Below are 25092 nucleotides of genomic sequence, written 5' to 3'. Positions count from 1 at the left end.
ACTGTTCGGCATTTTCCTCCCTTTGTTCACGCTTAAAATCCCCGGCCGCTAAGCCGGGGATTTTACTATTCTTATTGTGCTGCTACTTTAGATAATACTTCTTTGAATGTATTAATTACTGTATCTACCTCTTCGTAGCTGATTGTCAATGGCGGTTCAATACGGATCGTTTTTGAGTTAACGAGTGTACCAGCAACGAGAATGCCATTGTCAAACATTCCTTTTGATACTTCATAACCGATTTCGTCTTTGTGGAACTCGATACCGATCATGAGACCTTGACCACGGATCTCCAATACTTTATCTCCGTGGTTCGCTGCTGCTTCTTTCAAACCTTTTAAGAAATACTCGCCCACTTCAGCCGCTCTTTCTGGAAGGTTTTCTTCAAGCAAGACATCAATCGTTGCAATAGCTGCCGCACAAGCAAGCGGATTTCCACCGAACGTTGTTGTGTGCATGAACGGGTTATCAAATAAGCTCTTGAATACTTTTTCGTTTGCTACGACTGCCCCAGCTGGCATTACGCCGCCGCCGAATGCTTTAGCAAGACAGATGATATCAGGAGTCACGCCGAATAATTCAGAAGCGAACATTTTCCCTGTACGTCCCATCCCCGTTTGTACTTCATCAAAAATTAAGACAACATCGTATTCATCGCAAAGCTCTCTTACTTGTTTCAAGTAGTTTTCAGGAGGAATGATGACGCCGCCTTCACCTTGGATTGGTTCTAAAATCACTGCTCCTACATCTTCTCCGACGAAAGCACAAGCTTCAAATGTTTTTCTCATCATATCGATATCGCCGTAAGGTACATGACGGAATCCTGGAATAAGCGGCAAGAATGGCTTACGGAACACACCTTTTGCTGTGCCGGATAATGACCCTAAGCTTTTTCCGTGGAACGAGCGTGTCGTAGAAATAATAGTAGAGCGGTCACTGTACATTTTTGCTAGTTTCAGTGCTGCTTCCACACTTTCTGTTCCACTGTTCGTAAAGAAAGAATATTTTAGATCGCCAGGTGTAATGTCAGCTAAAATTTTTGCAAGCATCGCGCGCAGCGGATCAAGCAAGTCCTGACTATGCAGTGCTTGACGGTTTAACTGATCAGTAACTGCTTTTACGACTTTTGGATGACGGTGGCCGACGTTATAAATGCCGAAGCCGCCGAGACAGTCAATATACTTTTTACCGTTGATATCAGTGAAGCAAGATCCGCCGTCAGACCATTCAACTGCTGCGAATTGGCCGCCTTCTGTTACCGTTTTGCGATAAGCAAGAAAGCCTGGGTTTACGTGTTCACGGAAGCCGTCAACGGTTTCTTTCGTGATCCATTGTGCTTCTTCTGCTGTTACTTCCTGTTTTTCTATTAAAGAAAGTACTTGTTTAATATATTGACTAACCTCTGATACTTGCTCATTGTTTTTTGTTTGCAAATCTGTACTCATTTATCTTCACTCCTGTTAGTTAATTAGTTTTTAAACTAGCCTGCTTTAGTTTTTAAACCAGCCTACTGGCTCTACTTCTAAGTTAATATTGATTTGTTTAATTTCCTGGAATTCATCTAGTCCGTATGTTCCCAAGCTGCGTCCGATGCCGCTTTGCTTGTAGCCGCCCCACGGCGCCTCGTTGTAAGTCGGATGGTAAGAATTCACCCATGTAATTCCTGCACGCAATTTTTTAATGACGCGAAGTGCCTTTGCTCCGTCAACTGTGAACACCGCTCCTGCCAATCCGTAGTCAGTATCATTAGCCAGGCGGATCGCTTCCTGCTCATCACTGAATTTTTGAATTGCTACAACCGGGCCAAAAATTTCTTCCTGGACAATTCTCATGTCTTGTGTCGTATCAGCAAATGCTGTTGGTGCCACAAAGAAACCTTTGTCTAAACCGTTTTCCGTTAAGCGCTTTCCGCCAAACAACAAACGAGCTCCTTCTTCTTTACCAATTTCAATGTAGTTTAGTACTTTTTCCATATGCTGCTGACTGACGAGCGGCCCCATTTCTGTTTCTAGATCTGCTCCGTTGCCCACTTGGATTTGCTTCGCTCGTTCTGTAAAACGTTCAATAAATTTATCGTAAATGCTTTCTTCGACTAGTATTCTTGAACCAGCTGAACATACTTGTCCTGAACCGCAATAAATACCGAACAATGCATAATCCACTGCTACTTCAAAGTCAGCATCAGCAAAAATGATATTCGGAGATTTCCCGCCAAGTTCTAGTGAAATCTTCTTCATATTGTCAGCTGCTGCTTTCATAATGTGCTTACCTGTTTTTGTACCGCCAGTGAAAGAAACCATGTCCACATCTTTATGAGATGCAATTTCGTTTCCAACAATCGGACCTGCACCGTGTACCATATTGATAACACCTTTTGGCACGCCAGCTTCTTCGATGATTTCGATCAATTTTGTCGGTGTAACTGGTGTCACTTCAGAAGGTTTAAAGACAACTGTGTTCCCTGCCGCTAATGCTGGAGCAATTTTCCACACGCTCATAAGCATTGGGAAGTTCCAAGGAACGATTAGTCCGCACACACCAACCGGCTCTCTAACAACCATGGCCTGCATCGGATCGGCTACATGGTACGTTTCGCCATCCGGCTGAGTGATCATTCCTGCGTAATAGCGGAAGCAAGCAGCTGCATCCCCCATGTCAAATCCTGCTTCGCGCAGTGGCTTGCCGTTGTTCTTGGTTTCAAGAGCCGCCAGCTCTTCTGCTTTTTCATCGATTTTATCGGCAATTTTCAATAAGTATGCAGCCCGCTCAACAGTTGGAAGTTCTGACCAGATACCGCTTTCAAATGCTTCCTTAGCAGCCGCAATCGCCGCTCTGGCATCTGCAACAGTTCCTTCAGCTGCATGAGCAATTACTTCCCCAGTAGCCGGGTTGATTACCTCGCGTGTTTTATTGTCACTGGAATTTGTCCATTCCCCATTAATGTACATTTTTAAATCAAGAGTTTTTACCGTGTTTTGTGTTTCTAACATGCTTTTCCTCCTCCTATTCTCCGTTTGTCTTATATAATGCAACTAGCGTGCCAAGTTTAAATATTTTAAATATTCTTTGAAAGTGCATCGTATCAAGGCTTTTACTTAAAGAAAAAAACAAGGCTGCTGCGCAATCTATGCATTTTTGAATAATGTATGAGAAATTGAATATTAGTAGGTATATACTAAAAATGGCGTCTTATTTGTGTCACTCACAACTTAAAAAAGTGGAAACATCCACTGAAATGATCTAACAATATCAAAAGATTCGCGCTAAAAAAGGCTGACCCTAAAAAGTCGTTTTTAACGATCTTTTGGGCCAGCCTCTTATATTAATGGTTTTGTTAAGATTTTTGCTGGGGTACTCCATTCAACAAAGGCGGCAAAATCAACACTATTTATTAACACCGCGGTATTAATAAATAGAAGGTTCGCTTTCCTTTTTCTTCCCGCTCATAATCTTTTGATATTTACGGCTGACAGATGATTGGCTCACCCCGAGCGCTTTTGCTGCTTTCGTTGTCGTTTTATACTGATTCATCGCAAGGACAATGAGCTGTTCTTCCACATCTTCCAGCGCTTCTTGAAGCGGAACGACTCTGGTAATGATCGGCCGCGACTTTTTAAAGTCATAGCCGAGTGATAAAAATTGGCTGACGAATTCAGCATCTATCGCTGGATCGTCAGCGGAAACGACAAGCCGTTCAATAATATTTTGCAGTTCGCGTACATTTCCCGGCCAGGAATAAAATTCAAGCACATTAACGGCATCGGGCGTTAAGTGAAAATGTTTATCGTACTTTTCATTTAGCTGCTGAAGGAAATGGAGCGCGAGCACTGAAATGTCTTCTGTCCGCTCTCTTAAAGATGGAATATGAAGCGGAATGACGTTCAGCCGATAAAATAAATCTTCTCGGAACGTGCCCTGCTCTACCATTCGTTCCAATTTTTTATTCGTAGCAGCAATGATTTGTACGTCTACTTTTTGAGCGGCTGTGCTGCCGACAGGGATGACTTCCTGCTCCTGAAGAACACGCAGCAATTTCACTTGTAAATGAAGCGGCATTTCCCCGATTTCATCGAGAAAAAGAACACCTTGATTGGCCATTTTAAAGTAGCCGTCTTTCCCCTCTTTATCCGCTCCAGTAAATGCTCCTTTCGTGTAACCAAACAGTTCGCTTTCAAGCAGGTTTTCCGGAATAGCGCCGCAGTTTAATTTTAAGAAAGGCTTATCTGAACGCCGCCCAAGTTGATGGATCGCCTGGGCAATGACTTCTTTTCCAACCCCCGATTCACCAGTGATTAACACAGTCGAAGAAAACTCCGCTATTTTCTTCACTTGGAACATGATTTTCTCCATTTTCGGACTGCGATACATTAACTTCTTCAGCGTACGATCCTGATTTTTAAAGCTGTCGAGTTCTTTTTTATATTTCTCGGACATCTTCTTCATTTCTTTCAGTTCACTTTTCAGTCTGGATGTTTCAGTGATATCCCGGGAAGCTATAATAATCCGGTCAATTTCTCCCTTTTCATTAAAAACAGGGTTGCCAACAGCCAGAACCTTCCTGCCGCTTCTTGCTTCTTGAACGAGTGATACTTTTTTCTTTTTCTCCATCACTAGTCTTGTCACGGATGGATTAAACATTCCTTTCTCTTCCAGGTCAATCAAGCTTTTCCCGATCATATCTTTTAAGTCGATATCCCAAAATCCGCTAATGACATTTTCACTGTAGCGAATCAATTCACCTTTGCTGTTTACAACGAGTATTTCATCATAAATGGTCGATAAAATCGCATTTAAATCGGTGTTTAAGTTTTTAATATCTTCAATCTCCATCGCCATTTCTTCAATAGTAGGTATGTCTTGAACGACGATCAGCATGCCTTCTACTTTCTGATCATTATTTAAAATCGGACAATAATCGAGCAGAACCCCCATCTCATCCGTCAGTTGAACTTGATTCAAAACCGTCTTTCCTGTCGCAAAAACGCTTTCAATGTATTCTTTATGAAAGATAGAGTCAGCAGGTTGGTTCATTACTTTTTCCGAGGTCGATTTAATCATCTTCAGACCGGCATCATTGCAGTTGATGATCGTTTTTTCTCTGTCAACAACGAACATCCCCATCGGAATAGAAGTGAGTAGAATCTTAAATAAGTTAACACCTTGGTCTTCTTGTTTAAAGAGCTCAGCCAGCAACTCTTCCCGATTTAAGTAACCAATTGGCATGCCCTCTTCATCCGTAATGATTGTGAGACTTTCTCCAATCACTTGAAAAATGACAGGCAGTGAAATAATTTTATTCACCTGATACACTTGCTCAATCGAAATTGCCTGAGATAACAGCGTTTGGAATGTCACTTTGTCTTTATGTACCAAACGATTGCTTTTTAAGTGGATGTAAGACACGAGTTTTCCCTGTTCACTCAAAAATATAAGCGGTTCTTGTATGGCACCGATGTCTATATCGTCTTCATCTTTTTGATGTTCTATTGCAATAGTAACAATTGGGTTTAACTTCTTTTCATCGATCGTAAACACTTTCTGTCCCCTCCCAGCTGTTCTCTTCTTTTATTTTACCAAACTTTTAGAATATTATCTTTATTAAACTTGTCTGCTGACTTCTGAAGGAGTCTCGTGCCTTTCACTCCAATCAACAATAGTCATCAAGATAACCAATATATCAATAGAAAAAAGAAGATGGATCCCCCCATCTTCCTCACCGATTTACTTATTGATTAGTCACATGCACTTACTACTAATTCTTCTTTAATATAAGCGAGTACCATGCCAGGAATGACGTGGTCTCCCTCCTGTACTTCAAGAGACTTAATTTCTCCACTAACCCCTACCTTAATTGTTAATAAATTGCCTTCTTCGTCCTTTATTAAAAACAGCGGCTCCCACTCATAGACTCTTGAATGTTTCCTTACAAGAACATTCTGAATGATTCCGGTATACGGGCTTGTGATCATTTCTTCAAACATTGGTACTCACTCCTTTTCTTTTAGGCTTTGTTAAACTCCCCTGTTAGTTTCCGCTCCAATCAACTAAGTAGCAAAACCAACAATAATAGCCCTCTTTTAATAAGTAGAACAGCCGCTTTCTATCTCTATTTCCCCACCCTGGATCCAATCATTCTTCTTCCGCTGCCATCATTTATTCCCATATGCTTTTGCCTTCTGCTAATGATTTCCCGATCATTTTCGCCTTCTACGCTCAGCGGAAGCGGTCTGATTGAACCTCCTCATCCCTTTTCATTTCACATAGCTATCCTATAAATTGGCTTTGTTAAACTCCCCCTGTTAACTCCATTGGGGGCGGTCTGGAAGCCTACAAATTAAAGATTGATCCATCCTCGAAGTCCAGAAGCTTCGGCGATTTTTCGAATACCTTCTACATAAGCAGCAGTTTTCATATTTATTCCAAACTGTTCCGCAGTATTCTGGATGTTTGTGAAACTAGCGTGAATTTTTTCCTTCAGCCGCTCTTCTACCGTTTCTTTTGTCCAGTAGTAGCCTTGGTTGTTTTGGCACCACTCAAAATAGGAAACGATAACCCCGCCTGAATTAGCAAGAATATCAGGAACGACTAACACTCCGCGCTCATTAAGCATTTGAATCGCTTCTTTTGTCGTTGGCCCATTCGCTGCTTCAACAACAAATTTACATTTTAACTTGTCGGCATTTTCCGTCGTAATCACGCCGCCGATCGCTGCGGGAATAAGTACGTCGCATTCTTGTTCAAGCAATTGTTCATTTGTGATCACATTCTCAAACTGTGCTGTCACAATGCCGAATGAATCGCGGCGTCCAAGCAAATCAGGAATGTTTAAACCGTCAGCGTCGTAAATAGCACCCAGAGCGTCCGCTATACCGACTACTTTAACTCCGATTTCATGAAGGTAGTACGCAAGGTAACCGCCTACATTTCCAAATCCTTGGACGATCACTTTCATTCCTTCAAGAGGCATGTTTTGCAGCTCACTAACCATTTGCAATGTATATAAAACACCTTTTGAAGTCGCTGTTTCCCTTCCTTCTGACCCGCCTAAGACGAGCGGTTTACCAGTAATGAAACCTGGTGAATCAAACTCTCTAATATGGTCATACTCATCGAGCATCCACGCCATAATTTGCGAATTCGTATACATGTCAGGTGCTGGGATATCTTTGGTCGGCCCGACGAGCTGGCTCACTGCCCGGACGTATCCACGGCTTAGGCGTTCCAATTCGTTCATGCTCATATTTCGCGGATCACATACGATTCCGCCTTTGGCTCCTCCATAAGGAAGGCCGGTAATTCCACATTTCAAGCTCATCCAGCCAGCTAATGCTTTGACTTCATCTGCTGTGACATCGGGATGGAAACGGATGCCGCCTTTTGTCGGCCCGTTGGCATCATTATGCTGAGCGCGGTAGCCTGTGAAGACTTTCGTCTGGCCGTTGTCCATTTTTACAGGAATATTCACTTCTAAAAATCTCATCGGCTCTTTTAAAAACTCAAATACTTCATTAGAATAACCAAGAATGTCTACGGCTTCTTTTAAAATTAATTGAAATTCTTCTTGGGGGGTTTTCTTCTGCTGCTGTTTCGTTGTTTGTTGTGTTTCTGCTGCCTTTACAGTTGTTACCAATTTATAACACCTCGTTTTTTATTGTCGTAATATAAATAAGCAATTTCTGTGCCAATTCAGTAAAAAATTCAAACTATTGTAAATCCCTTATTACCAAGGGTTTCACACACTTCTTTCACCTTTTCCAGCTACTCATGTATGCAAAAATGAATACTCTATTAATTTTCGCATAAGATTTTCTAATACAGAAAAGATCATCCGCTGTTTTGCCCTGAATGCAAAGGAGTACATGTACTGTCAACGTCTCTCATACACATTTTATAATTCACGAACTTCTTCCATATGCATTTGAGGAACAGGAGAACGGAACCCTTTCGTAATATACATTAAATACATGATACCGAGAACAGACCAAACAATTCCGAGAATCAAAGAGTAAATGTTTAAATGGAACCATAGCACCATAACAATGCTCGCTCCGATCACTGGGAATAACAAGTAATTCACAAAATCTTTTATGTTCTTATATCTCTTCATTTTCACAACGTAGTGAGAAATCACTGCTACATTCACGAATGTAAAAGCGATCAATGCGCCGAAATTAATCAAAGACGTAGCTGTTTCCAAATCGATGAAAATAGCAACTAATGAAACCAAACCGACTAGGACAACATTTAATGCTGGTGTCCGCCATTTCGGATGAATGTAACCAAAAAACTTTGGCGAAATGACGCCATCGCGTCCCATCACATATAATAAGCGTGACACACTTGTATGAGAAGCAAGCCCTGAAGCAAGTGTGCCGGTAAGCGTTCCTGCTAGAAAAAAGGCTTGAAACAGCTTGCCGCCTACAAATAAAGCGATTTCAGGAGAGGCTGATTCCGGTTCAGAAAATCTTGAAATGTCCGGAAAATACATTTGTGTGAAATAGGACACTGATACAAAGAGAACACCGCCGACGAGCGCCGTTAAGAAAATCGCTTTCGGAATGGTTTTCGCAGCATTCGGTGTTTCTTCCGCCAGTGTAGTCACAGCATCAAATCCGAGAAAAGAAAAACATAAAACAGTTGCTCCTGCCACTAATGGACTAATCGACATGCCGCTTTCTGCAAATGGAACGAGCGAAAAAACGGTTCCTGCCCCTTCTCCATTTTGAAGCCCATTGACTACTAATGTAATGAAAACAATAATAACTAAAAACTGGAACGCAACTAGAAATGTATTAAAGTTAGCTGCTACATTGACACTGAATAGATTAGCGGCGGTCACTAATGCTACAATTCCGACAACCCAGATCCAGCTAGGCACTCCTGGAAATAGGGCGGATAAATAAATTTTCGATAAAAGTGCATTGACCATCGGCAAAAATAAATAATCCAGCAGTGAAGCCCATCCAACAAAGAAACCTAACTTTTTACTGATCGTTTTTTGCGTATACGTATAGGCAGAGCCGGCCACGGGATAAACCTTTACCATCTTCCCGTAACTAGCAGCCGTAAATAACATGCCGACTAGAGCAATGACATAGGAAGCTGGTACGTGTCCCCCCGTTTCTTCAGATACGATTCCAAATGTATCGAACGCAACCATCGGCGTCATATAGCCGACTCCTAACATGACAATCGCCCATAAACTTAATGACCTTTTTAACTGAACAGTCTCCTGCATCTATCATTCCTCCTACTTGTAAACGTTTAAAGTTTTAATTATTAAAACTTTCTTACAAGTTTCGTGCCAATTATTCAAAATTCAACAAAAAGTTTGAATATTTTATAAAAAAAGGAGAATGATAGGACTGTTCATCTATCTGATTGCATGAGAAAGTTTTGTTAGAACGTTGTTTAAGGTGATAGAAAGCGGAATATTCCTGCTTTCTTTCTAAAACTAGTTTTTATGTATGCATACACGCATAAAACATTCCGTTAAGCATAACCATTTTTCTAAATGTTTTTATAAGCAGGTTCCTCTGTACCACTTCCAATAGACAAGCAACACCATATAAAAACCCCCTTTTTTCGATTCATTTCTTCGAAAAAAAAAGGGGGTTAAGAAGAAGCTGCCTCTTAAAGCTTGAGCACTTTCAGCTCCTTCTCATTTTTTACATACATTTTATTTAATTAAATTTCAGCAAATCTTCCACGTTGACGCAGAAGCTCACGGTTTAATTCAGGATTCACTTCAAATGCAGCACGGCCATGGAGCCAGAATAAGTTATTCAGCATCACAAGGTCTCCGACTGGAAGTTTTAACTCAATAACACTTTCATCGCTTTCCATTGAATCAGAAAGCTCTTTCAAATATTTTGCTTCATCGATTGTATCTGGGTAAACGAACTGGTCGATATAGCAAATACATGGTTTGTTGTTGTCATTAAAGAATGTCGCACGTTGTACCTCTTGGCCGACATTTTTACTACTTGGTGCTTTATACGTAAATTTGTGTGTCGCAAGTGGATGCTTCGAGAATTTCTCAAGCTCTTTCCAGTCGTCTAGGTGCAGTAAGCGAGATTCTCCGCCTTTTGCGTTTTCTTCTTTCATTTTCATCATTAACAACCAGTCAGTTGGTTCGTCAACGAATGTTCCGTCTGTGTGCATTGTAAACAAACGGTAGGCTTGACGAAGGTAAGAGTCACTGTTATCTGTATGAGCAACAGTAAATCTCGCATAATATTTTCCAGTCATGGAGTCAAAGTTTGGTGTTCCAACGATATGAGTCAACGCTGTAGAGAAAATAACGTATTCGTCTGTATCAATTGTTTCCCCCTGAAGGCCAATTGTGAAACCGCCTGTTTCGCGGTCATGAACGATTGCTCTCAACACTTCTTGGAAGTCTTCCCCTGTCAATTGCAGCAAGTAGTCAGCTACAATGCGTCTTGCATAAGGCGTGTACTCTAAATGCTGAACGGAAACGTTCTCTTCTTTTACTCTTGCTAAAAATGTTTTAATGACTTGAGGATCCAGTTCAATGTGGTATAGACGATCACTTTGCGGATGCGCTTTTACTTCGTAACCTGCTGTTTTTCTAATAAACTTTTTCTCTTGATTTTTTAATGTACTCATCAATGATTCCTCCCATGTGGTAGTTTTTAAGATCAAGGCGCTGCCTAGTTAGAAAATAAAAAAAGCCAGTTTACACCCTTTGCGTCCAAGAGTAGTAAACTGGCTAATACTTACTTCATTGCTCCATGTAAATAGAGTCACAGTAAATATTTCAGTTAATTATTTTATTTTTTAACTTAGTAGCTTTTCTATCGATATTATTCGCGTTTTTGAAAAGGCTGTTTTCAAAAGGCAAATATCTATTTCTTAATGTTAATCACATTATATGATACTGCCACAAAGTTGTCAATACATTTGGATGATTATTTTGTATTTTTCGATAATTGTTGATAGTGCAGATGCAAATCATTTAACGCAGCAGCAAGTGCATTAGCGGCTTTCCCTTTGTAATAAAGCTGAAGCTGCTTGAGGGGCTCATCGATCCCGTCTTTTAAGCTGACTCCTTTTAATAACTGTCCGATGAAGTTTCTTCCGTGCTCCGTTGCCAGCGTACAGGAAGCTTCAATGATTACTCCATATTTTGTGTCTACTTCTGCGGTGATAGTTAATGTATCGAACACGCTTTTGGCTGCCATTCCCTGCGGAAGACGCGCATGTCCAGCGATAAACATTACTTTTGAGTTAAACATAGAAACTGCCCCTTTCTACTTACGAACTAACTGCACTGATTAGATGTTGCTGATCAGCAATTTGATTTACAATTTCTTTACCAATTTCAATGGAGGCTGTCGCTGCCGGTGATGGCGCATTACAAACATGGATGCTGTTTTCACCATTAATAATGTGGAAGTCATCCACAAAACCGCCGTCTGTTTTTACGGCTTGGGCACGCACTCCTGCTGGGCCTGGAACTAAGTCTTCTGATTGAATTTCGGGAATTAACTCTTGTAGACTAGCGACAAACTTGGCTTTACTGATGGAACGAGCCATTTCTTCCAGCCCTTCTCCCATAAATTTGCTTGCAAGCTTCCAAAAGCCTGGATACCCCATTACTTCTGCAAAATCTTTTAAGTTAAAGTCAGAGATTTTATATCCTTCCCGTTTGAAACTAAGTACCGCGTTTGGTCCCGCATCTACTTCTCCCCCAATCATCCGTGTGAAATGGACGCCAAGGAATGGGAACTTAGGATTTGGCACAGGATAAATTAAGTTTTTGACTAAATATCTTTTTTCTGGTACTAGTTTATAATATTCTCCACGGAATGGGATGATTTTTACATCTGTGCGATAACCAGCAAGCTTCGTTACGCGGTCACTGTGAAGCCCGGCACAGTTAATTAAAAATCTTGTTTTAAATGTGCCTTTATTCGTTTCAATCGTGATGCCATCATTTAGTTCAGAGATGTTTTCAACTTTTGTGTTGAGGCGGATATCAGCCCCTTGCTCGCGAACGATTTCTGCAAATTTTTCTGTCACTTGCTTGTAGTTAACAATTCCAGCCGCTTCTACTTTAACAGCTGCTTTTCCATTCACATGCGGTTCGATTTCTTTCAATTCCTCTTTGCTGATTCTTCTTACATCCAACTCATTTTCCAGGCCGCGCTTATAAAGGTTCTCTAGAAGCGGAAGCTCTTCATTTTTTGTCGCAACGATGACTTTTCCGCAAATATCATGCTCAATCCCATATTGCTTACAAAACTCAGTCATTGACTTGCTGCCTTGACGAGCGAAACGAGCTTTATAGCTTCCTGGTTTATAGTAAATTCCCGAATGAATAACCCCGCTATTGTGCCCCGTTTGATGGGCAGCTAACTGATTTTCTTTTTCTAGTAAAAGTACTTTTGCATTTGGATAACGTTCATATAACGCCTTCGCAGTAGATAATCCAACGATTCCTCCGCCGACAATACCAAAATCGTACATTTGATCTTTCCCCTTTATGTCGTTTTCTATTCTTGTGAACTTTGTTGTTCCAATCCGTTTTCACTAGCAGGCTCCAAGCCAGCCATGTAAGAAATTAAATTATTTTTCGTCCGCAGAATATGGTACTCCACTGCGGCCCGAAGCTCAGCAGGATCATTTCTGACGGCTGCTTCATAAATAAAGCGATGCTCCCGCTGTGTTTCTGAATAATAATCCGCAAGTAAACTCGGGGCAATGGGAGATATTCCGAGATTTTCTACGGCCTGCTTCACTCTTGCCCACGGGCAGCCTTTTCTCAGCAGCTTATGAAAACTTTCATTCAAAGAAATGTAATAATCATTCGTTTCATCCGCTAACTGCAACGCTTCCATTTTCTCTAACGTTTCTTTCAATTCCCGCTTATCCTCTTCCGTTAAAAAAGGAAGGGATTTCTCAGCAGCTAATCCTTCTAAATAAGATCTTAAGTGATAAATCTCTTCAATATCTTCTCTTGTGATCGGAGTGACGATCGCCCCTTTATGTGGAACAATCTTCACTAAACCTTCAGACTGCAGCTGAGCCAGCGCTTCTCGAATCGGCATTCGGCTGACGTTTAGCATATTTGCCCAGTCTTCCTGAATCAGCCGTTCTCCTTTTTTGAATGTTCCATTTAAAATAGCCTGCCGCAAGTTTTTCGTTACGTAACTAACAACAGTCGTTTTATCTTTTGAGGGCTGAAAATTCATAGACGAACACTCCGGAAACAAAATTAATTCATATCCTTATTGGATATTGGATACAAAAAACTTAACATAAAAGTAATTGAATTGCAAGAATATTTTTGTTTAACCCTTAATTTATAAAGTTTATTTAGCAAAAAAAGAAAGAATCGTGCTCATTCGCTATCACGATTCCAAAAATATTGGATACAATCTTTCTGATTGTAGACAAAATCTCGATTTCTTTACACTGATTGGAACGCTTGTCTATTACTTTTTTAAAAGTGTATTTACTTTTTGCTCAGTTGTTCTTTCCTGAATAGCTACGGTCATTGGACAGTTTTTACATTTCCCACAACTTACTGCTTTTCTACACATAATTTTCTCCTCCTCTGTTTTTATGACTGAAAAGTGAAACGAAAAAAGCCAGCAATATCCCCTTTAAACGGAAGATATCACTGGCTTAATCTGCGCCCTTGTCTTCTTGTCGTAAGACTAAAGCAGATTTGACAGTTTCTACGTATGTCAAAGCAGAATGGCTCTTTCACTTGATCATAAAGAGGAAGTCTTTATAGAAGTGACTTTCCATGCCCGCCTTCTTAATAAGCTATTAACAGTATCTTATTATTATAATACTTTTCTGTCAATGGTTTTTATTCATTTAAAGAAACTGTCATTTCTTCTTAATTGACTCCTTTCATCATTCCATGGATTTTTGATGAAATAAGGTAAAGTATTAAACCAAGGATGATGGAAAGACCGCCAATAGCGCCGAAGTAAAGAATTTCTGTTTCCGGCTTATAAAAGCGGACAATTTGTGCATTAATTGCCTGCGCAGAAGCGTTAGTTAAGAACCATAGGCTCATCGTTTGTGCTGTAAAGGCGGATGGCGCCAATTTAGTGGTTGCGGAAAGACCAACCGGAGACAAGCACAATTCACCAATAACTACTAAGAAAAAGCTGAGCACTAGCCACATAGGGTTCACAGGTGATTCTGTTCCATTCATGTAGGCAGGTACAATCATGACAAGGAATGACAATCCGGCAAACAGCAGGCCGAATGAGAATTTCTTTGGAGTCGTCGGCTGACGACTGCCAAGCTTGACCCATAACCAGGCAAAGACGGGAGCAAGCACAACAATAAACAGCGGGTTCAATGATTGAAACCAGGATGACTGCAATTCGATTCCTGCAAAGCTCAATTGTGTTCGTTTATCTGCATATCTCGCCAAAATAATGGAACCCTGTTCTTGAATCGCCCAAAACATCATAGCCGCAATAAACAACGGTATATACGCAAGCAGGCGCGAACGTTCTACATCCGATGTTTTTGGGCTGCGATACATGACAACAAAGTAAGCAGCGGGAATAACAATCCCCAAAATGCTGACGGTAAAAACAAAGCGTTCGATTGTCAATAAACCAGTGACAATGCCGGCCGCTCCCAAAAGTACAACTAAAAGAGCTCCAATACCAATGCGGCTAAAGGCTTTTCTCTTTTCTTCGCCGGTTAATGGATTAACGACATATGTTCCAGCCAGTCCGAGGGTTTTCCTTTTCGTCACAACGAATAAGGAAAGACCAAGAAACATTCCAACAGCCGCCAAACTAAAGCCAAGATGGAAATTGTACTGCTGTCCAACCGTACCGACAATCAAAGGAGCGATCAGCGCTCCTGCATTAATCCCCATATAAAAAATACTAAAACCAGAATCACGACGCGGATCTTCATCAGAATATACATCTCCGACAATACTTGATACATTCGGTTTCAACAGTCCCGTACCGATGACAATAAATCCCATTGAAATAAATAATGCCATGACACCTGCAGGCAGTGCGAGAACAATGTGCCCAAGCATAATGAGTACACCGCCGTAAAACACAGTTTTAGATGTACCTATCAGCCTGTCAGCAACCCAGCCTCCGATAATTCCTGACATATAAACGAGTGACCCATAGATCGCCATGATTGAAGCAGCCGTTTCTTGATCAAGACCTAATCCGCCTCTCGTCACTTCATAATACATATAATAGAGCAGGATGGCTCTCATGCCATAATATGAAAAACGCTCCCAGAACTCTGTGAAAAACAGTGTAAACAACCCTCTAGGATGTCCAAAAAATCCTGTTTGAGGAACACTTTGGACAATTTTATCCTTATCGCTGCTGTCCATTTAAAATTCTCCCTTCTTTATTTTTATTATGTCCCAAAATAAAATGAAGCTTCTCTTAGCAGGGTTCTTCCTCTCCCCGCCTGCACTTCTTAAAAATATGCCCAACTCTCGGGATGTGAGTATTACCCACAGTTAATACAGGATAAGGATTATAAAGTTTTTTTAAAAATATTTAGATAAAATGCGTTTTTCACCAATTATTACATTCCAAAATAATTATATTCTTTGTTCTATGATAAAAAAAAAGCATGACACAAGCTTTAGCCTGGTCATGCTTTTTTGCTTATTATTTTGTCATTCCCTGAAACGTTTCTGTTAAAACGGGAACAATTTGTTTTTTACGAGATACGACGCCCTCAAGAACAATTGTCCGATCATCAGAAATTGAGGCATTGTATGCTTTTTCAACAGCCGCTGCTTCTTTGCCTGCTACAATACCGACAGAGTTGCTGTTCAAAATATCTGTGATGACAAATAAAAATAAATCCAGTTCCTTTTCTGCAATCGCCCGCTGCAATGCTTCTTCGATTTCTTCTTTACGAGCAAGAACATCGGAAACGTCAATCGCGTTTACTTGAGCAACCTCTATTTTGTAATCTCCCATTGGGAACACTTTTGAATCGAGAGAAGCTAATTCCTCTGCTGATTTACCGCCTAAGTCAGCCCCTGCTTTCAACATAGCAAGTCCATATTCTTCAGCGTTTACACCCGCGATTTCTGCGAGCTCCTGTGCAGCTTGTACATCTTCTTCCGTGCACGTCGGAGATTTAAATAAAAGGGAGTCAGAAATGATCGCCGACAACATCAAGCCTGCTACATCTTTTGAAACGGCAACGCCATTTTCCTTGTACATTTTATTTAGAATCGTAGCCGTACAGCCGACCGGCTCCGCACGATAATATAACGGATCACTCGTTTCAAAGTTAGCGATTCGATGGTGGTCAATCACTTCAAGAATACGTACATCAGCAATATCGTCTACACTTTGCTGACGCTCATTATGGTCGACTAAAATGACTTGTTTTGCTTCCGGTGCTGCTTTTTCGATCAGGCGTGGCAGCTCTGCATTAAATTGCTTTACAGCATATTCTGTTTCTCCATTCAATTCGCCGAGACGCACAGGTTCAGCATCCACTCCTATTTCTTTTTTCAGAGCTGCATATGCAATAGCCGAACAAATTGAATCTGTGTCTGGATTTTTGTGTCCGAAAATAAGTACTTTACTCATCGTTTAACTCCTCACTTGTATAAATAATAGTCAGCGGTACCCGCAGGTGCCACTTCCACTTCATTTTTCTATTTTAACGCAAATCCATTGAAATTTCTCGCTAACTTTTAAAAATTATATTAATTTTATCAAATTAGTTGGATTAAAGCTTACTGTTTAAATGGCTTTGTTAAACGTGCCTGTTGATTTCCGCTGCAGGCGGTCCGGGAGCCTCCTCGCCGCTATCGCTCCTGCGGGGGCTTCCTAGACACGCTTTTCCCGCAGGAGTCTCGCGCCCTCCTCTCCAATCAACAATCGTCATTAACATAGCCATTCAAATAGATCCGCAGCTTGTCCATATCTTCATGAATAAGCTGGAGCAGCTGGCGGTTGTAGAAGATAGAGGCCGGATGAAAGGTGGGGAAAACGACGTACTCTTTTTCCGTCCATTCATATTCACTGCTCTCCAGATTCTGCAGTCTCCTAACTGGCCTCTTAAGAAAACGTCCATGCGCTTCGGTCACTTTCATTTCCGGCCCGCATAAACGCTTTAACCCAATATTGCCAAGCGTTACGATCACAGGAGCATCAACTTGTTCTATTTCATAATCAAGCAGAGGGGCATGTGCTAAAATTTCTCTCGCAGAAGGGGCCCGGTTGTATTTTCTTTTCACTGCCTCATCGTCCTTTGTCCTCTTCTCTCCCCACTTATAAGGCCGGCTTCTTACCGTACTCGTAATATATACTTCCTCTCTTGATACACCCGCTCTTTCTAAAAATTTCATTAACTCCACACCAGCTCTGCCGCTAAAAGGGATGCCGTTATGGATTTCCGTTTCCCCCGGTGCTTCACCGACAAGCATCAGCTTTGGCTTTTCTGGCCCCATTCCATAAACGAACCCTTCCACAGGATAAGAGGCAATCCGCTTCTTTCCAAGTTCAGCAAGCCACTCTGGCAGCTGCATGATGATCTCTCCTTTCTAATCATCCATATATACCGATATGCTCATATTCCCCAAGTTTCCGCACATAAATAACGCTTATGGGCGCATAAACTTGCTATACCCACTCATAAAGTGAGAACCGCCGCTCACAACATTGAAAACAATGGCTTATAAGTTCCTTATATTCAAAGAGAAAGAAGGTGTTCCAAAAATGAAAATTTTGAAACACCTTCTCTTTTATTCACACAGCTGTTGAATCAGAAATATTTTGTTGTCCCTTCGAACGAGCGAGCAGCTGCTGGCCAAGAACAACAGCGAGGACACATAGTCCGATGATGTCTGTCCACATCCCTGGAATGATCAATGTAATTGAACCAGCAAAGCATAAAACAGCCAGCGGCACTGGCAAATCTGCGATTAAATATCTTTCAAGCGCTGCACTCAATCCAAGAATGCCAATGATCGCCGTTACGGTTACCCAAACAACTTCAAGCGGGCTCGTGACATCCTGCATAAGAATGACAGGCGAGAAAACAAAAATATACGGAATGATAAATCCTGACAAAGCAAGCCGTAACGCTTCAAAGCCCGTTTTATTCGGACTAGCTCCCGCAATACCTGCACCGGCAAAAGCAGCTAAAGCAACCGGCGGTGTCACATTGGCAAGAATACCGAAGTAAAAGACAAACATATGTGTAACAAATGGTGCAACCCCAAGTTCAAGCAAGGCCGGAGCAGCCATTGTTGCGGTAATAATATATGTCGGAATGGAAGGCAGCCCCATCCCCATAATGATACAAGCAACCATCGTAAAGAAGAGCGTTAAAAACATTTCTCCCTGGCCAAGCACAAGAATGGATTGCGTAAGCTTTGGACCAAGCCCTGTCAGTGTGCTTACTCCGACGATCAATCCGACCATTGCACATGACATAGCTACACCAAGAGCAGAGCGGACACCATCTTCCATCGCACCAAGTATTTCTTTTAGCCCCATGCGTGTTTCTTTATTAAACCAGCTGACAACGATGGAAAGAACGATGGCATAAAAAGCAGCATATAGCGGTGTTTTCCCTGCCATCAACATACCAATTAATACAACGATTGGCAGGAGTAAATGACCGCCTTTTTTAAATACTTGCCACAAGTTCGGCAGCTCTTCCTTTGACATGCCGCTGAGTCCTAATTTCTTTGCACGAAAATGAACGATACAAATAATCCCAAGATAGTATAGGAAAGCCGGCAGGATAGCAGCGAGAGCAATCTGATTGTACGGCATACCAAGGGTTTCAGCCATAATGAAAGCGGTTGCTCCCATAACAGGAGGAATAATCTGCCCGCCGACAGAAGCGGTTGCTTCAACTGCGCCGGCAAATTCCGGTTTATAGCCGACCCTCTTCATTAACGGAATCGTAAAAGCTCCTGTCGTTACAACATTCGCCAGCGCACTGCCGTTAATAGATCCAAGCAGCCCGCTCGATACAACGGCAACCTTTGCCGGACCACCAGAAGTGTGCCCTGCTATACTAAGTGAAATATCCGTGAAAAATTGGCCCATCCCCGACCGATTTAAAAAAGCTCCAAACAAAATAAAGAGAATGATATAGGAAGCGGATACAGAAATAGCAATACCATAGATCCCTTCTGTTGATAAATACATGTATGTCACAATGTCTTCTAAATCTTTGCCTGAATGCTTAAACAAATCCGGGAAATATTGACCGAAAAATGCATACACAAGAAACAGCACAGTTAAAATAGTTAATGCATTCCCTGCTACGCGGCGGCCGCCCTCAATCACAACCGCGATCGTCAGCAATCCAAAGGCAATATCAATCCCGCTAGGCATGTAAATGGACATTCTTTCAGCAATTCCCTGATAATCAACGATCATATAGCCCCCTGTGGCGAGCGCTGCCGCCATCCAGACCACATCTATAACAGTGACTTTATTAGACTGCTTTTTATAAAAAGCAGGATATAAAATAAATACAAGAGCAGCAATAACAGCCGTGTGCAGCGAGCGATGGCGCAGAGCATCCAACGGTCCAAAATAAGCCGTATACAAATGATAGCCTGCGAGCCCGACACTTAAAATGAAAATCGCCCAGCGCCAAAAGCCTTGATCAATTTTTCGAAACCGTGATTCACTATCATACTTTTGAAGAATCTCTTCCTGTCCTTCTACCGTTTCTGGAATCTGTTTTGTTGCATCTGTCATTTAAATCTCCCTCCTTTTTTACTATTGCAAAACACCTTGTTCTTTAAAATATCTCTCTGCCCCCGGGTGCAGTGGCAGCGGCAGTTTTAATGCAGCTTTTTCTAGATCAATGTGTTTGGCTGAACTGTGCGCATTTTGAAGATCATCTAGATTTTCAAATAATGTTTTCGTCAGCAAGTATGCCTCTTCATTAGACAGATCCTGATGAGTAATTAACAAGTTGTTGACTTTTACCGTTTCGGTGTCTTTTTTTACACCTTTGTACGTATTGGCTGGAATGCTGTCTACTTCAAATGCCGGATATTTTTTTTGCAGGCTTTCCGTAATCTCTTTCGGCACAGCGATAATTTCTACTTCATCCGTTGCTGCTAATTCCATAATCCCTGAATTGGGATAACCAGAAGATAAAAAGGCAACATCCGTCGTTCCATTTTTAATGCCTTCGATCCCTTCAGAGAACGATAAGAAGTCTGCATTCACATCATCGTACGTGATGCCTGCCTCTTCTAAAATCCGTTTCGCCATAATTTCTGTACCGCTGCCAAGGGCTCCGACAGCAAGGTCTTTCCCTTTTAAATCTTCCAATGTCTTGATGCCCAGCTTCTTAGGTGCAACGATTTGCATGTAGTTTGGATAAAGAGAAGCGATGGCTCGGACGTTGGAAAGCGCTCCCACTTTTGCGAAGTTTCCTGCCCCTGTGTAAGCATCTGTGACCGTATCAGCCATAGCAAATCCAAGCTCCGCTTTCTTTCTGGAAAGTTTCGCTGTATTTTCCGCAGAGGCTCCTGTTGTCTGTGCACTCGTCTGCGCACCAAGTTCTTCCGAGTAAATTTTGGCGAGCGCATTTCCAAGCTGAAAGTAAATACCCGATGTGCCGCCAGTTAGAATCGTTACTGGCTGTCCCGCCAGAGGACCATCTGCCTTTCCTTCTTCCTGCTCTCCACTTGTAGAGGCAGAATTTCCACAAGCGGACATCATCATAAGTAATAAACTTAAAATAAAAATAAATCCCGTACGTTTCTTCATATCCTCACCTCTTTTTCTTGTCTAATTTCTACATTGCAATATTCATACCATTACAAAAATTCAATTAAATGAAGCATTTAAAATAAAAAGCGGCAAAAAATGCCGTTTAGGAACGGCAAATTGTTCCCTAACGGCATTTTTTTCTTTTCGGTTATACTCATTTCCTCGTTCAATGACGGGACCTTCTTTTACATCTGTTCTTCCCGGTACAGCTGCAGCTTATTGCGAAGGCTGCGCTCACTAATCCCCAGCATCTTCGCTGTTTCTTTCCGCTTTCCTCCGCAATGTTCAAGCATAGACTCGATCATTATTCTCTCAGCTTCTTTCATTGTGGCGCCTATCGGTATGTGAATGGTATCAGAGTCCAAATCGGACCGCTGTTGACGTGGATCGTTTTCTGAACGGACAATGATCGGCAAATCCTCTTCCCAAATGGTCCCGCCTTTTGACATAGCTGCCGCATACTCGATAATGTTACTCAACTGCCTAATATTCCCCGGGTAATCATACTTCATTAATCGGTTCCATGCCTCTTGTGAAAGCGAAGGAAGCGGACGCTGCATTTCCTCTGCGTATTTTTGCAGAAAATAAGAGATAAGAGCAGGCAAATCCTCTTTTCTCTCTTTTAAAAGCGGCAGTTCCACTGGAATAACGTTGAGACGAAAAAACAAATCCTCCCTGAAAGACCCTTCTTCCACCATTTGCAGTAAGTTTTTGTTGGTTGCACTAATAATCCGAACATTCACTTTCTTCACTTCCGTCGATCCGAGCGGCGTGAATTCTTTCTCCTGCAGCACTCGCAGCATTTTTGCCTGTAAAGAAGCAGGCATATCACCAATCTCGTCTAAAAATAACGTCCCATCATTGGCAGCGGCTACTTTCCCGATCTGGCTGCTTACGGCTCCTGTAAAAGCGCCTTTAGCATAACCAAACAGTTCACTTTCCAGCAGCGCTTCCGGGATCGCTGCGCAATTGACCGAAATAAAAGGCCCGTTCTTTCTTTTTCCCTGCCTGTGTAAAGCACGTGCTACTAATTCTTTGCCTGTTCCGCTTTCTCCAAAAATAAGAACGCTCGAATCAATGTCCTTGACCCGCTCAATAATTGAAAAAACCTTTCTCATAGCAGGGCTCTCCCCAATCATTTGGTCATACCCTTTGATCTTTTCAATTGTTTCGTTCAATTCACGAATTTTGCTATATAACGTTTGGTGTTCAAGCGCTTTTTCAATTAACAGATAAAGTTCATCAATATCAAGAGGCTTCGTAATATAATGATACGCCCCCCGTTTAATCGCTTCGATCGATGACTCAATTGTACCGTAAGCCGTCATCATGATAACTGAAGTATCTGGATAAGTGCCTTTCACTTCTGCCAGCACATGCAGACCATCTGCCTCACCAAGCCGCCAGTCTAATAGCATTACATGCACTTGCTGCTTTTTTAGCACATCCAGCGCTTCGTCTACCCGCGTCACCGCTGTTACTTCATAATCGCTTTCAAGAGCAAAACGCAAAGATGATCCTATAGCTGATTCATCATCTAAAATTAATACAACAGGCTTCAATTTATTCCCCCTCTTTCTTTGCGGCAGGCAATGTAATGATAAAGGTTGTGCCTTTTCCCTTTTCAGCCTCCACTTGCATGTCACCGTTATTTTCTTTTATCCATTGATAACAAAGCGTCAAGCCAAGCCCGACTCCATGCGGCTTCGTCGTATAAAAAGGCTCAAAAATATGAGATATCTTTTCCGTATTCATGCCGATGCCGGAATCAATAATTTTGATCAATCCTGTTTCTCCTTGTTTCTCGGCCTTAATAGTCAAACGCTTATCTGCTGATGTTTCCATCGCATCCAACGCATTCAGCAGCAAGTTCAGTATGACTTGCTTTAGCTGACCAGGATCACAAATCATCTCCCATTCTGGTTCGACTTCTAATTCTAGGTGAACATGATTCTTTTTAATAGTCGGTTCAATAATCGCCGTTACGGACCGGATAAAAGCAGCCGCTTCTAATTTTTGTTTTTGTGGGTGTTTCGGCCGGGCATAGTCGAGAAGCGATTCAACAATAGTGTTCATTCGCTTCAATGCCTCTGGCACATGTTTAAGTAATTCCTGCCGAAATTCTGAATCTTCGTATTTCCTCGGGAGCAGATCAATGAATGTTTTCATCGAAGTGAGCGGATTACGGATTTCATGGGCCACACCAGCGATTAGCTGTCCTAATGCCCGCATCTTCTCCTGGGTGGCCAGTTTTTCCTCTAGCACCCTCGCTTCCGACCTGTCAGCCATCGTCAACAAGCAGCCATTTTTCCTCCCCTGTTCTTCATATAGAGGAATCAGCCGGTATAAAATAAAACGCTTCTTGCCGTTTACTTCAGTCTCTACTTCTTCGGAAAACAACTGCTTTTCGCCTTCATCTTCCTGAAATGAATCATAATTCCGAATAATTCGGGCAATGTGCGGCTGTCCGAGAACCTCTTCCGTCTTTACTGTTTCTTTTTCTTCAAGACCCAGCATCGCTTTCGCACGCTCATTCAAGCTCGTCAGTTGAAGAGACTCATTAAAGGTCAAAATACCATAGTACAGATGATGAATAATTTGTGTTTTGAACGCGTGCGCCTCTGCTATGGCCCGCCGTTGAATTTCTAATTGATGGTTGGCCTGCGCAAGGGCCGCTGTCCGCTTGTCTACTTCCCGCTTCAGCCGTTTATTCCACAAATAAATAAAAATGAGCACAACAACAGCACAGCTAATCATGATCAGCAAAAAAATGATCCAATTGCGCATTTCTTTCAAACGCCCCTCAGGATGCAACCCAAGCCACTGTGTATACAAAGCTTTATAACTGCCATCCTCCTGCATCTGAATCAGTGAATTGTTAATAAGCGATAATAGTTCTGTATTTCCTGGCCGGACCGCCGCTGAAAAATCTGACGGCACTCCAATATGTTCAAATACACGGTAATTCCCCTGCTCCCCCCGCTGCTCCAAATAGAATTGGGCCGTCCATTTGTTCGTTAAAAAAGCATCCGCTCTTTCCATTAATAAAAAGTTAAAGGCATCCCTTGAATTCAATGCCAGCTGAAACTCCACGCGCCTCATATTTAACAATAAGTCAAATGAAACCGGCTCTTCCTGCATCACAATCGTTTTCCCACGCAAATCGGTGACGCTTTTTATAGAAGCATACTTCGATACAACGAGCGCATCTGCCATGGTAAAGTAGGGCTCCGAAAATTGAAAGTGCTCGCTTTGCTTAGCAGAATATTTCATTCCCATAATGGCATCGATCTTTCCCTCTTTCAGCGCATTTTCTGCTTCATATAAATTCATTGGATAAAACCGAAATTCCACTCCTTCTTCTTCAGAAATGCGGCGAAAAAGCTCTACGCTAAACCCCGTGAACCTTCCTTCGTGGTTTATATAAGAAAAAGGAGGCAAATGTTTTTCACCGGCAATGCGATACACTTTTTTGGCCGGCGGATGATCTATCTGCTTTGACGGAAGAACTGCTACATCAGCTGAAGCCGTCTCTGGCAGAATCACCGTAAGCCCTTGTAAACATATGATAATAATTATGAACCGAATGAAAAAGGACATGTCATGCTGCGGCTCCTTTAAAATTTTTAAACTATTGTATCATATTGCATAGACTGCAATGTTTAACATGGAAGCAAGTGTAACACTGCTGCATGAGTACTTGTTCATAAAGAATAGCCGGTCTGCAAACTACAACCGGCCATCAAGTATGTTTATTATTCTTATACTCTGGCTTTTTTCGGCCAGACAAAGTTGCTCATAGCAATCAGGAGATCGATGCCTAAGACGAGCGACCATATTTTCAGCATTCCGCTCAATGCCTCCGTCCTTGAGGGTGCTTCAATCCAAAATATTAGTCCCGCTAGCACAGTCGCTCCAATCAAGTAAGCCGCCACATGCCTAAGCCAGCCTGCAAAATAGTGTTTAGCATAATCCATTCCATATTTCTTTTCAGGCTTCGGCCTTTGCTTTACCACATGATACAAAAACCGTTCATCTGCCCATTGAATCATACTTTTTCCAAAACTAATGGAAACACCAATGTATACCGCTGCCAAGGCATGCGCTTGAGTGGCCGTAGCACCGCCGGCTAAATCTATTCCAGTAATCACAATCAAAATTAAATCAATCACTGGCGTTAGAGCTAAAAGCAATAGTCCAAGTTTCTTCTGCTTAAATAGATATCGTGTCGTCAGCCCAGCAATAATGACTGCCCAAAATGCAGCCTCACACACAACAATTATCCAGGCTATAAAGTTCATAAAGCCACTCCTTTTTAATACGAGTA

18 protein-coding genes are annotated in these 25092 nt (G+C 41.8%); all 18 read right to left on the bottom strand.

Annotation, left to right across the window (positions count from 1 at the left end):
- Positions 1–71: 71 nt before the first annotated feature.
- On the bottom strand, positions 72–1445 hold the full coding sequence (locus QYG89_RS11440) for a putrescine aminotransferase (RefSeq protein ID WP_404317369.1): 1374 nt from the start codon (positions 1443–1445) through the stop codon (positions 72–74).
- A gap of 45 nt (positions 1446–1490) precedes the next feature.
- A complete protein-coding gene (locus QYG89_RS11435) occupies positions 1491–2990 on the bottom strand; it encodes an aldehyde dehydrogenase family protein (RefSeq protein ID WP_404317366.1) in 1500 nt (499 codons plus the stop codon).
- A gap of 415 nt (positions 2991–3405) precedes the next feature.
- Positions 3406–5535 carry a sigma 54-interacting transcriptional regulator gene (locus tag QYG89_RS11430; protein WP_404317363.1) on the bottom strand — a complete coding sequence of 710 codons (2130 nt, stop codon included), beginning with the start codon at positions 5533–5535 and terminating at the stop codon, positions 3406–3408.
- Between the two features lie 197 nt (positions 5536–5732).
- Positions 5733–5981 (bottom strand): biotin/lipoyl-binding protein, encoded by a 249-nt coding sequence (locus tag QYG89_RS11425; RefSeq protein WP_404317361.1) that lies wholly within the window; start codon positions 5979–5981, stop codon positions 5733–5735.
- 353 nt (positions 5982–6334) lie between these two features.
- Entirely contained in the window at positions 6335–7546 is a 1212-nt protein-coding gene (locus QYG89_RS11420; RefSeq protein WP_404317491.1) for a Glu/Leu/Phe/Val family dehydrogenase, read from the bottom strand.
- A gap of 342 nt (positions 7547–7888) precedes the next feature.
- Positions 7889–9238 carry an APC family permease gene (locus QYG89_RS11415; RefSeq protein WP_404317358.1) on the bottom strand — a complete coding sequence of 450 codons (1350 nt, stop codon included), beginning with the start codon at positions 9236–9238 and terminating at the stop codon, positions 7889–7891.
- A 449-nt stretch (positions 9239–9687) separates the two neighbouring features.
- Positions 9688–10629: a glutarate dioxygenase GlaH gene (glaH, locus tag QYG89_RS11410; RefSeq protein ID WP_404317355.1), complete on the bottom strand. Its 942-nt coding sequence runs from the start codon at positions 10627–10629 to the stop codon at positions 9688–9690.
- Between the two features lie 302 nt (positions 10630–10931).
- Positions 10932–11258, bottom strand: a complete 327-nt coding sequence (locus QYG89_RS11405; protein ID WP_404317352.1) for a DUF3870 domain-containing protein — start codon at positions 11256–11258, stop codon at positions 10932–10934.
- A gap of 19 nt (positions 11259–11277) precedes the next feature.
- On the bottom strand, positions 11278–12492 hold the full coding sequence (gene lhgO, locus QYG89_RS11400) for an L-2-hydroxyglutarate oxidase (protein WP_404317349.1): 1215 nt from the start codon (positions 12490–12492) through the stop codon (positions 11278–11280).
- Between the two features lie 26 nt (positions 12493–12518).
- Positions 12519–13217, bottom strand: coding sequence for a GntR family transcriptional regulator (locus QYG89_RS11395; protein ID WP_404317346.1), 699 nt, complete (start codon positions 13215–13217; stop codon positions 12519–12521).
- A 656-nt stretch (positions 13218–13873) separates the two neighbouring features.
- Entirely contained in the window at positions 13874–15367 is a 1494-nt protein-coding gene (locus QYG89_RS11390) for a peptide MFS transporter (RefSeq protein WP_404317343.1), read from the bottom strand.
- A 286-nt stretch (positions 15368–15653) separates the two neighbouring features.
- Positions 15654–16595: a manganese-dependent inorganic pyrophosphatase gene (locus tag QYG89_RS11385; RefSeq protein WP_404317340.1), complete on the bottom strand. Its 942-nt coding sequence runs from the start codon at positions 16593–16595 to the stop codon at positions 15654–15656.
- Positions 16596–16882: 287 nt separating this feature from the next.
- On the bottom strand, positions 16883–17539 hold the full coding sequence (locus tag QYG89_RS11380; RefSeq protein ID WP_404317337.1) for a uracil-DNA glycosylase: 657 nt from the start codon (positions 17537–17539) through the stop codon (positions 16883–16885).
- A gap of 220 nt (positions 17540–17759) precedes the next feature.
- Positions 17760–19736, bottom strand: a complete 1977-nt coding sequence (locus QYG89_RS11375; protein WP_404317334.1) for a TRAP transporter permease — start codon at positions 19734–19736, stop codon at positions 17760–17762.
- 21 nt (positions 19737–19757) lie between these two features.
- Complete coding sequence (locus QYG89_RS11370) at positions 19758–20762, bottom strand: TAXI family TRAP transporter solute-binding subunit (RefSeq protein ID WP_404317332.1); 1005 nt, start codon at positions 20760–20762, stop codon at positions 19758–19760.
- Between the two features lie 188 nt (positions 20763–20950).
- Positions 20951–22327: a sigma-54-dependent transcriptional regulator gene (locus QYG89_RS11365; RefSeq protein WP_404317329.1), complete on the bottom strand. Its 1377-nt coding sequence runs from the start codon at positions 22325–22327 to the stop codon at positions 20951–20953.
- 1 nt (position 22328) lies between these two features.
- The gene (locus tag QYG89_RS11360) at positions 22329–24311 is read right to left on the bottom strand and encodes a transporter substrate-binding domain-containing protein (RefSeq protein ID WP_404317328.1); all 1983 of its coding nucleotides are present in this window, start codon (positions 24309–24311) and stop codon (positions 22329–22331) included.
- A 215-nt stretch (positions 24312–24526) separates the two neighbouring features.
- On the bottom strand, positions 24527–25066 hold the full coding sequence (locus QYG89_RS11355; RefSeq protein WP_404317326.1) for a hypothetical protein: 540 nt from the start codon (positions 25064–25066) through the stop codon (positions 24527–24529).
- Positions 25067–25092 lie beyond the last annotated feature (26 nt).

The organism is Bacillus lumedeiriae, assembly GCF_044891285.1.
GTDB classification, from domain to species: domain Bacteria; phylum Bacillota; class Bacilli; order Bacillales; family Domibacillaceae; genus Pseudobacillus; species Pseudobacillus lumedeiriae.
This window is presented reverse-complemented; position numbering and strand designations above follow the sequence as displayed.

Bases quoted from the DNA above. Each gene is read 5' to 3' on its own strand.
- QYG89_RS11415 (WP_404317358.1), bottom strand. From the start codon at position 9,238: ATGCAGGAGACTGTTCAGTTAAAAAGGTCATTAAGTTTATGGGCGATT.
- QYG89_RS11395 (WP_404317346.1), bottom strand. From the start codon at position 13,217: ATGAATTTTCAGCCCTCAAAAGATAAAACGACTGTTGTTAGTTACGTA.
- QYG89_RS11375 (WP_404317334.1), bottom strand. From the start codon at position 19,736: ATGACAGATGCAACAAAACAGATTCCAGAAACGGTAGAAGGACAGGAA.
- QYG89_RS11440 (WP_404317369.1), bottom strand. From the start codon at position 1,445: ATGAGTACAGATTTGCAAACAAAAAACAATGAGCAAGTATCAGAGGTT.
- lhgO (WP_404317349.1), bottom strand. From the start codon at position 12,492: ATGTACGATTTTGGTATTGTCGGCGGAGGAATCGTTGGATTATCTACT.
- QYG89_RS11435 (WP_404317366.1), bottom strand. From the start codon at position 2,990: ATGTTAGAAACACAAAACACGGTAAAAACTCTTGATTTAAAAATGTAC.
- QYG89_RS11425 (WP_404317361.1), bottom strand. From the start codon at position 5,981: ATGTTTGAAGAAATGATCACAAGCCCGTATACCGGAATCATTCAGAAT.
- QYG89_RS11380 (WP_404317337.1), bottom strand. From the start codon at position 17,539: ATGCAGCTGCCAGAGTGGCTTGCTGAACTTGGAAAGAAGCGGATTGCC.
- QYG89_RS11355 (WP_404317326.1), bottom strand. From the start codon at position 25,066: ATGAACTTTATAGCCTGGATAATTGTTGTGTGTGAGGCTGCATTTTGG.
- QYG89_RS11385 (WP_404317340.1), bottom strand. From the start codon at position 16,595: ATGAGTAAAGTACTTATTTTCGGACACAAAAATCCAGACACAGATTCA.
- glaH (WP_404317355.1), bottom strand. From the start codon at position 10,629: ATGAGTACATTAAAAAATCAAGAGAAAAAGTTTATTAGAAAAACAGCA.
- QYG89_RS11405 (WP_404317352.1), bottom strand. From the start codon at position 11,258: ATGTTTAACTCAAAAGTAATGTTTATCGCTGGACATGCGCGTCTTCCG.
- QYG89_RS11390 (WP_404317343.1), bottom strand. From the start codon at position 15,367: ATGGACAGCAGCGATAAGGATAAAATTGTCCAAAGTGTTCCTCAAACA.
- QYG89_RS11370 (WP_404317332.1), bottom strand. From the start codon at position 20,762: ATGAAGAAACGTACGGGATTTATTTTTATTTTAAGTTTATTACTTATG.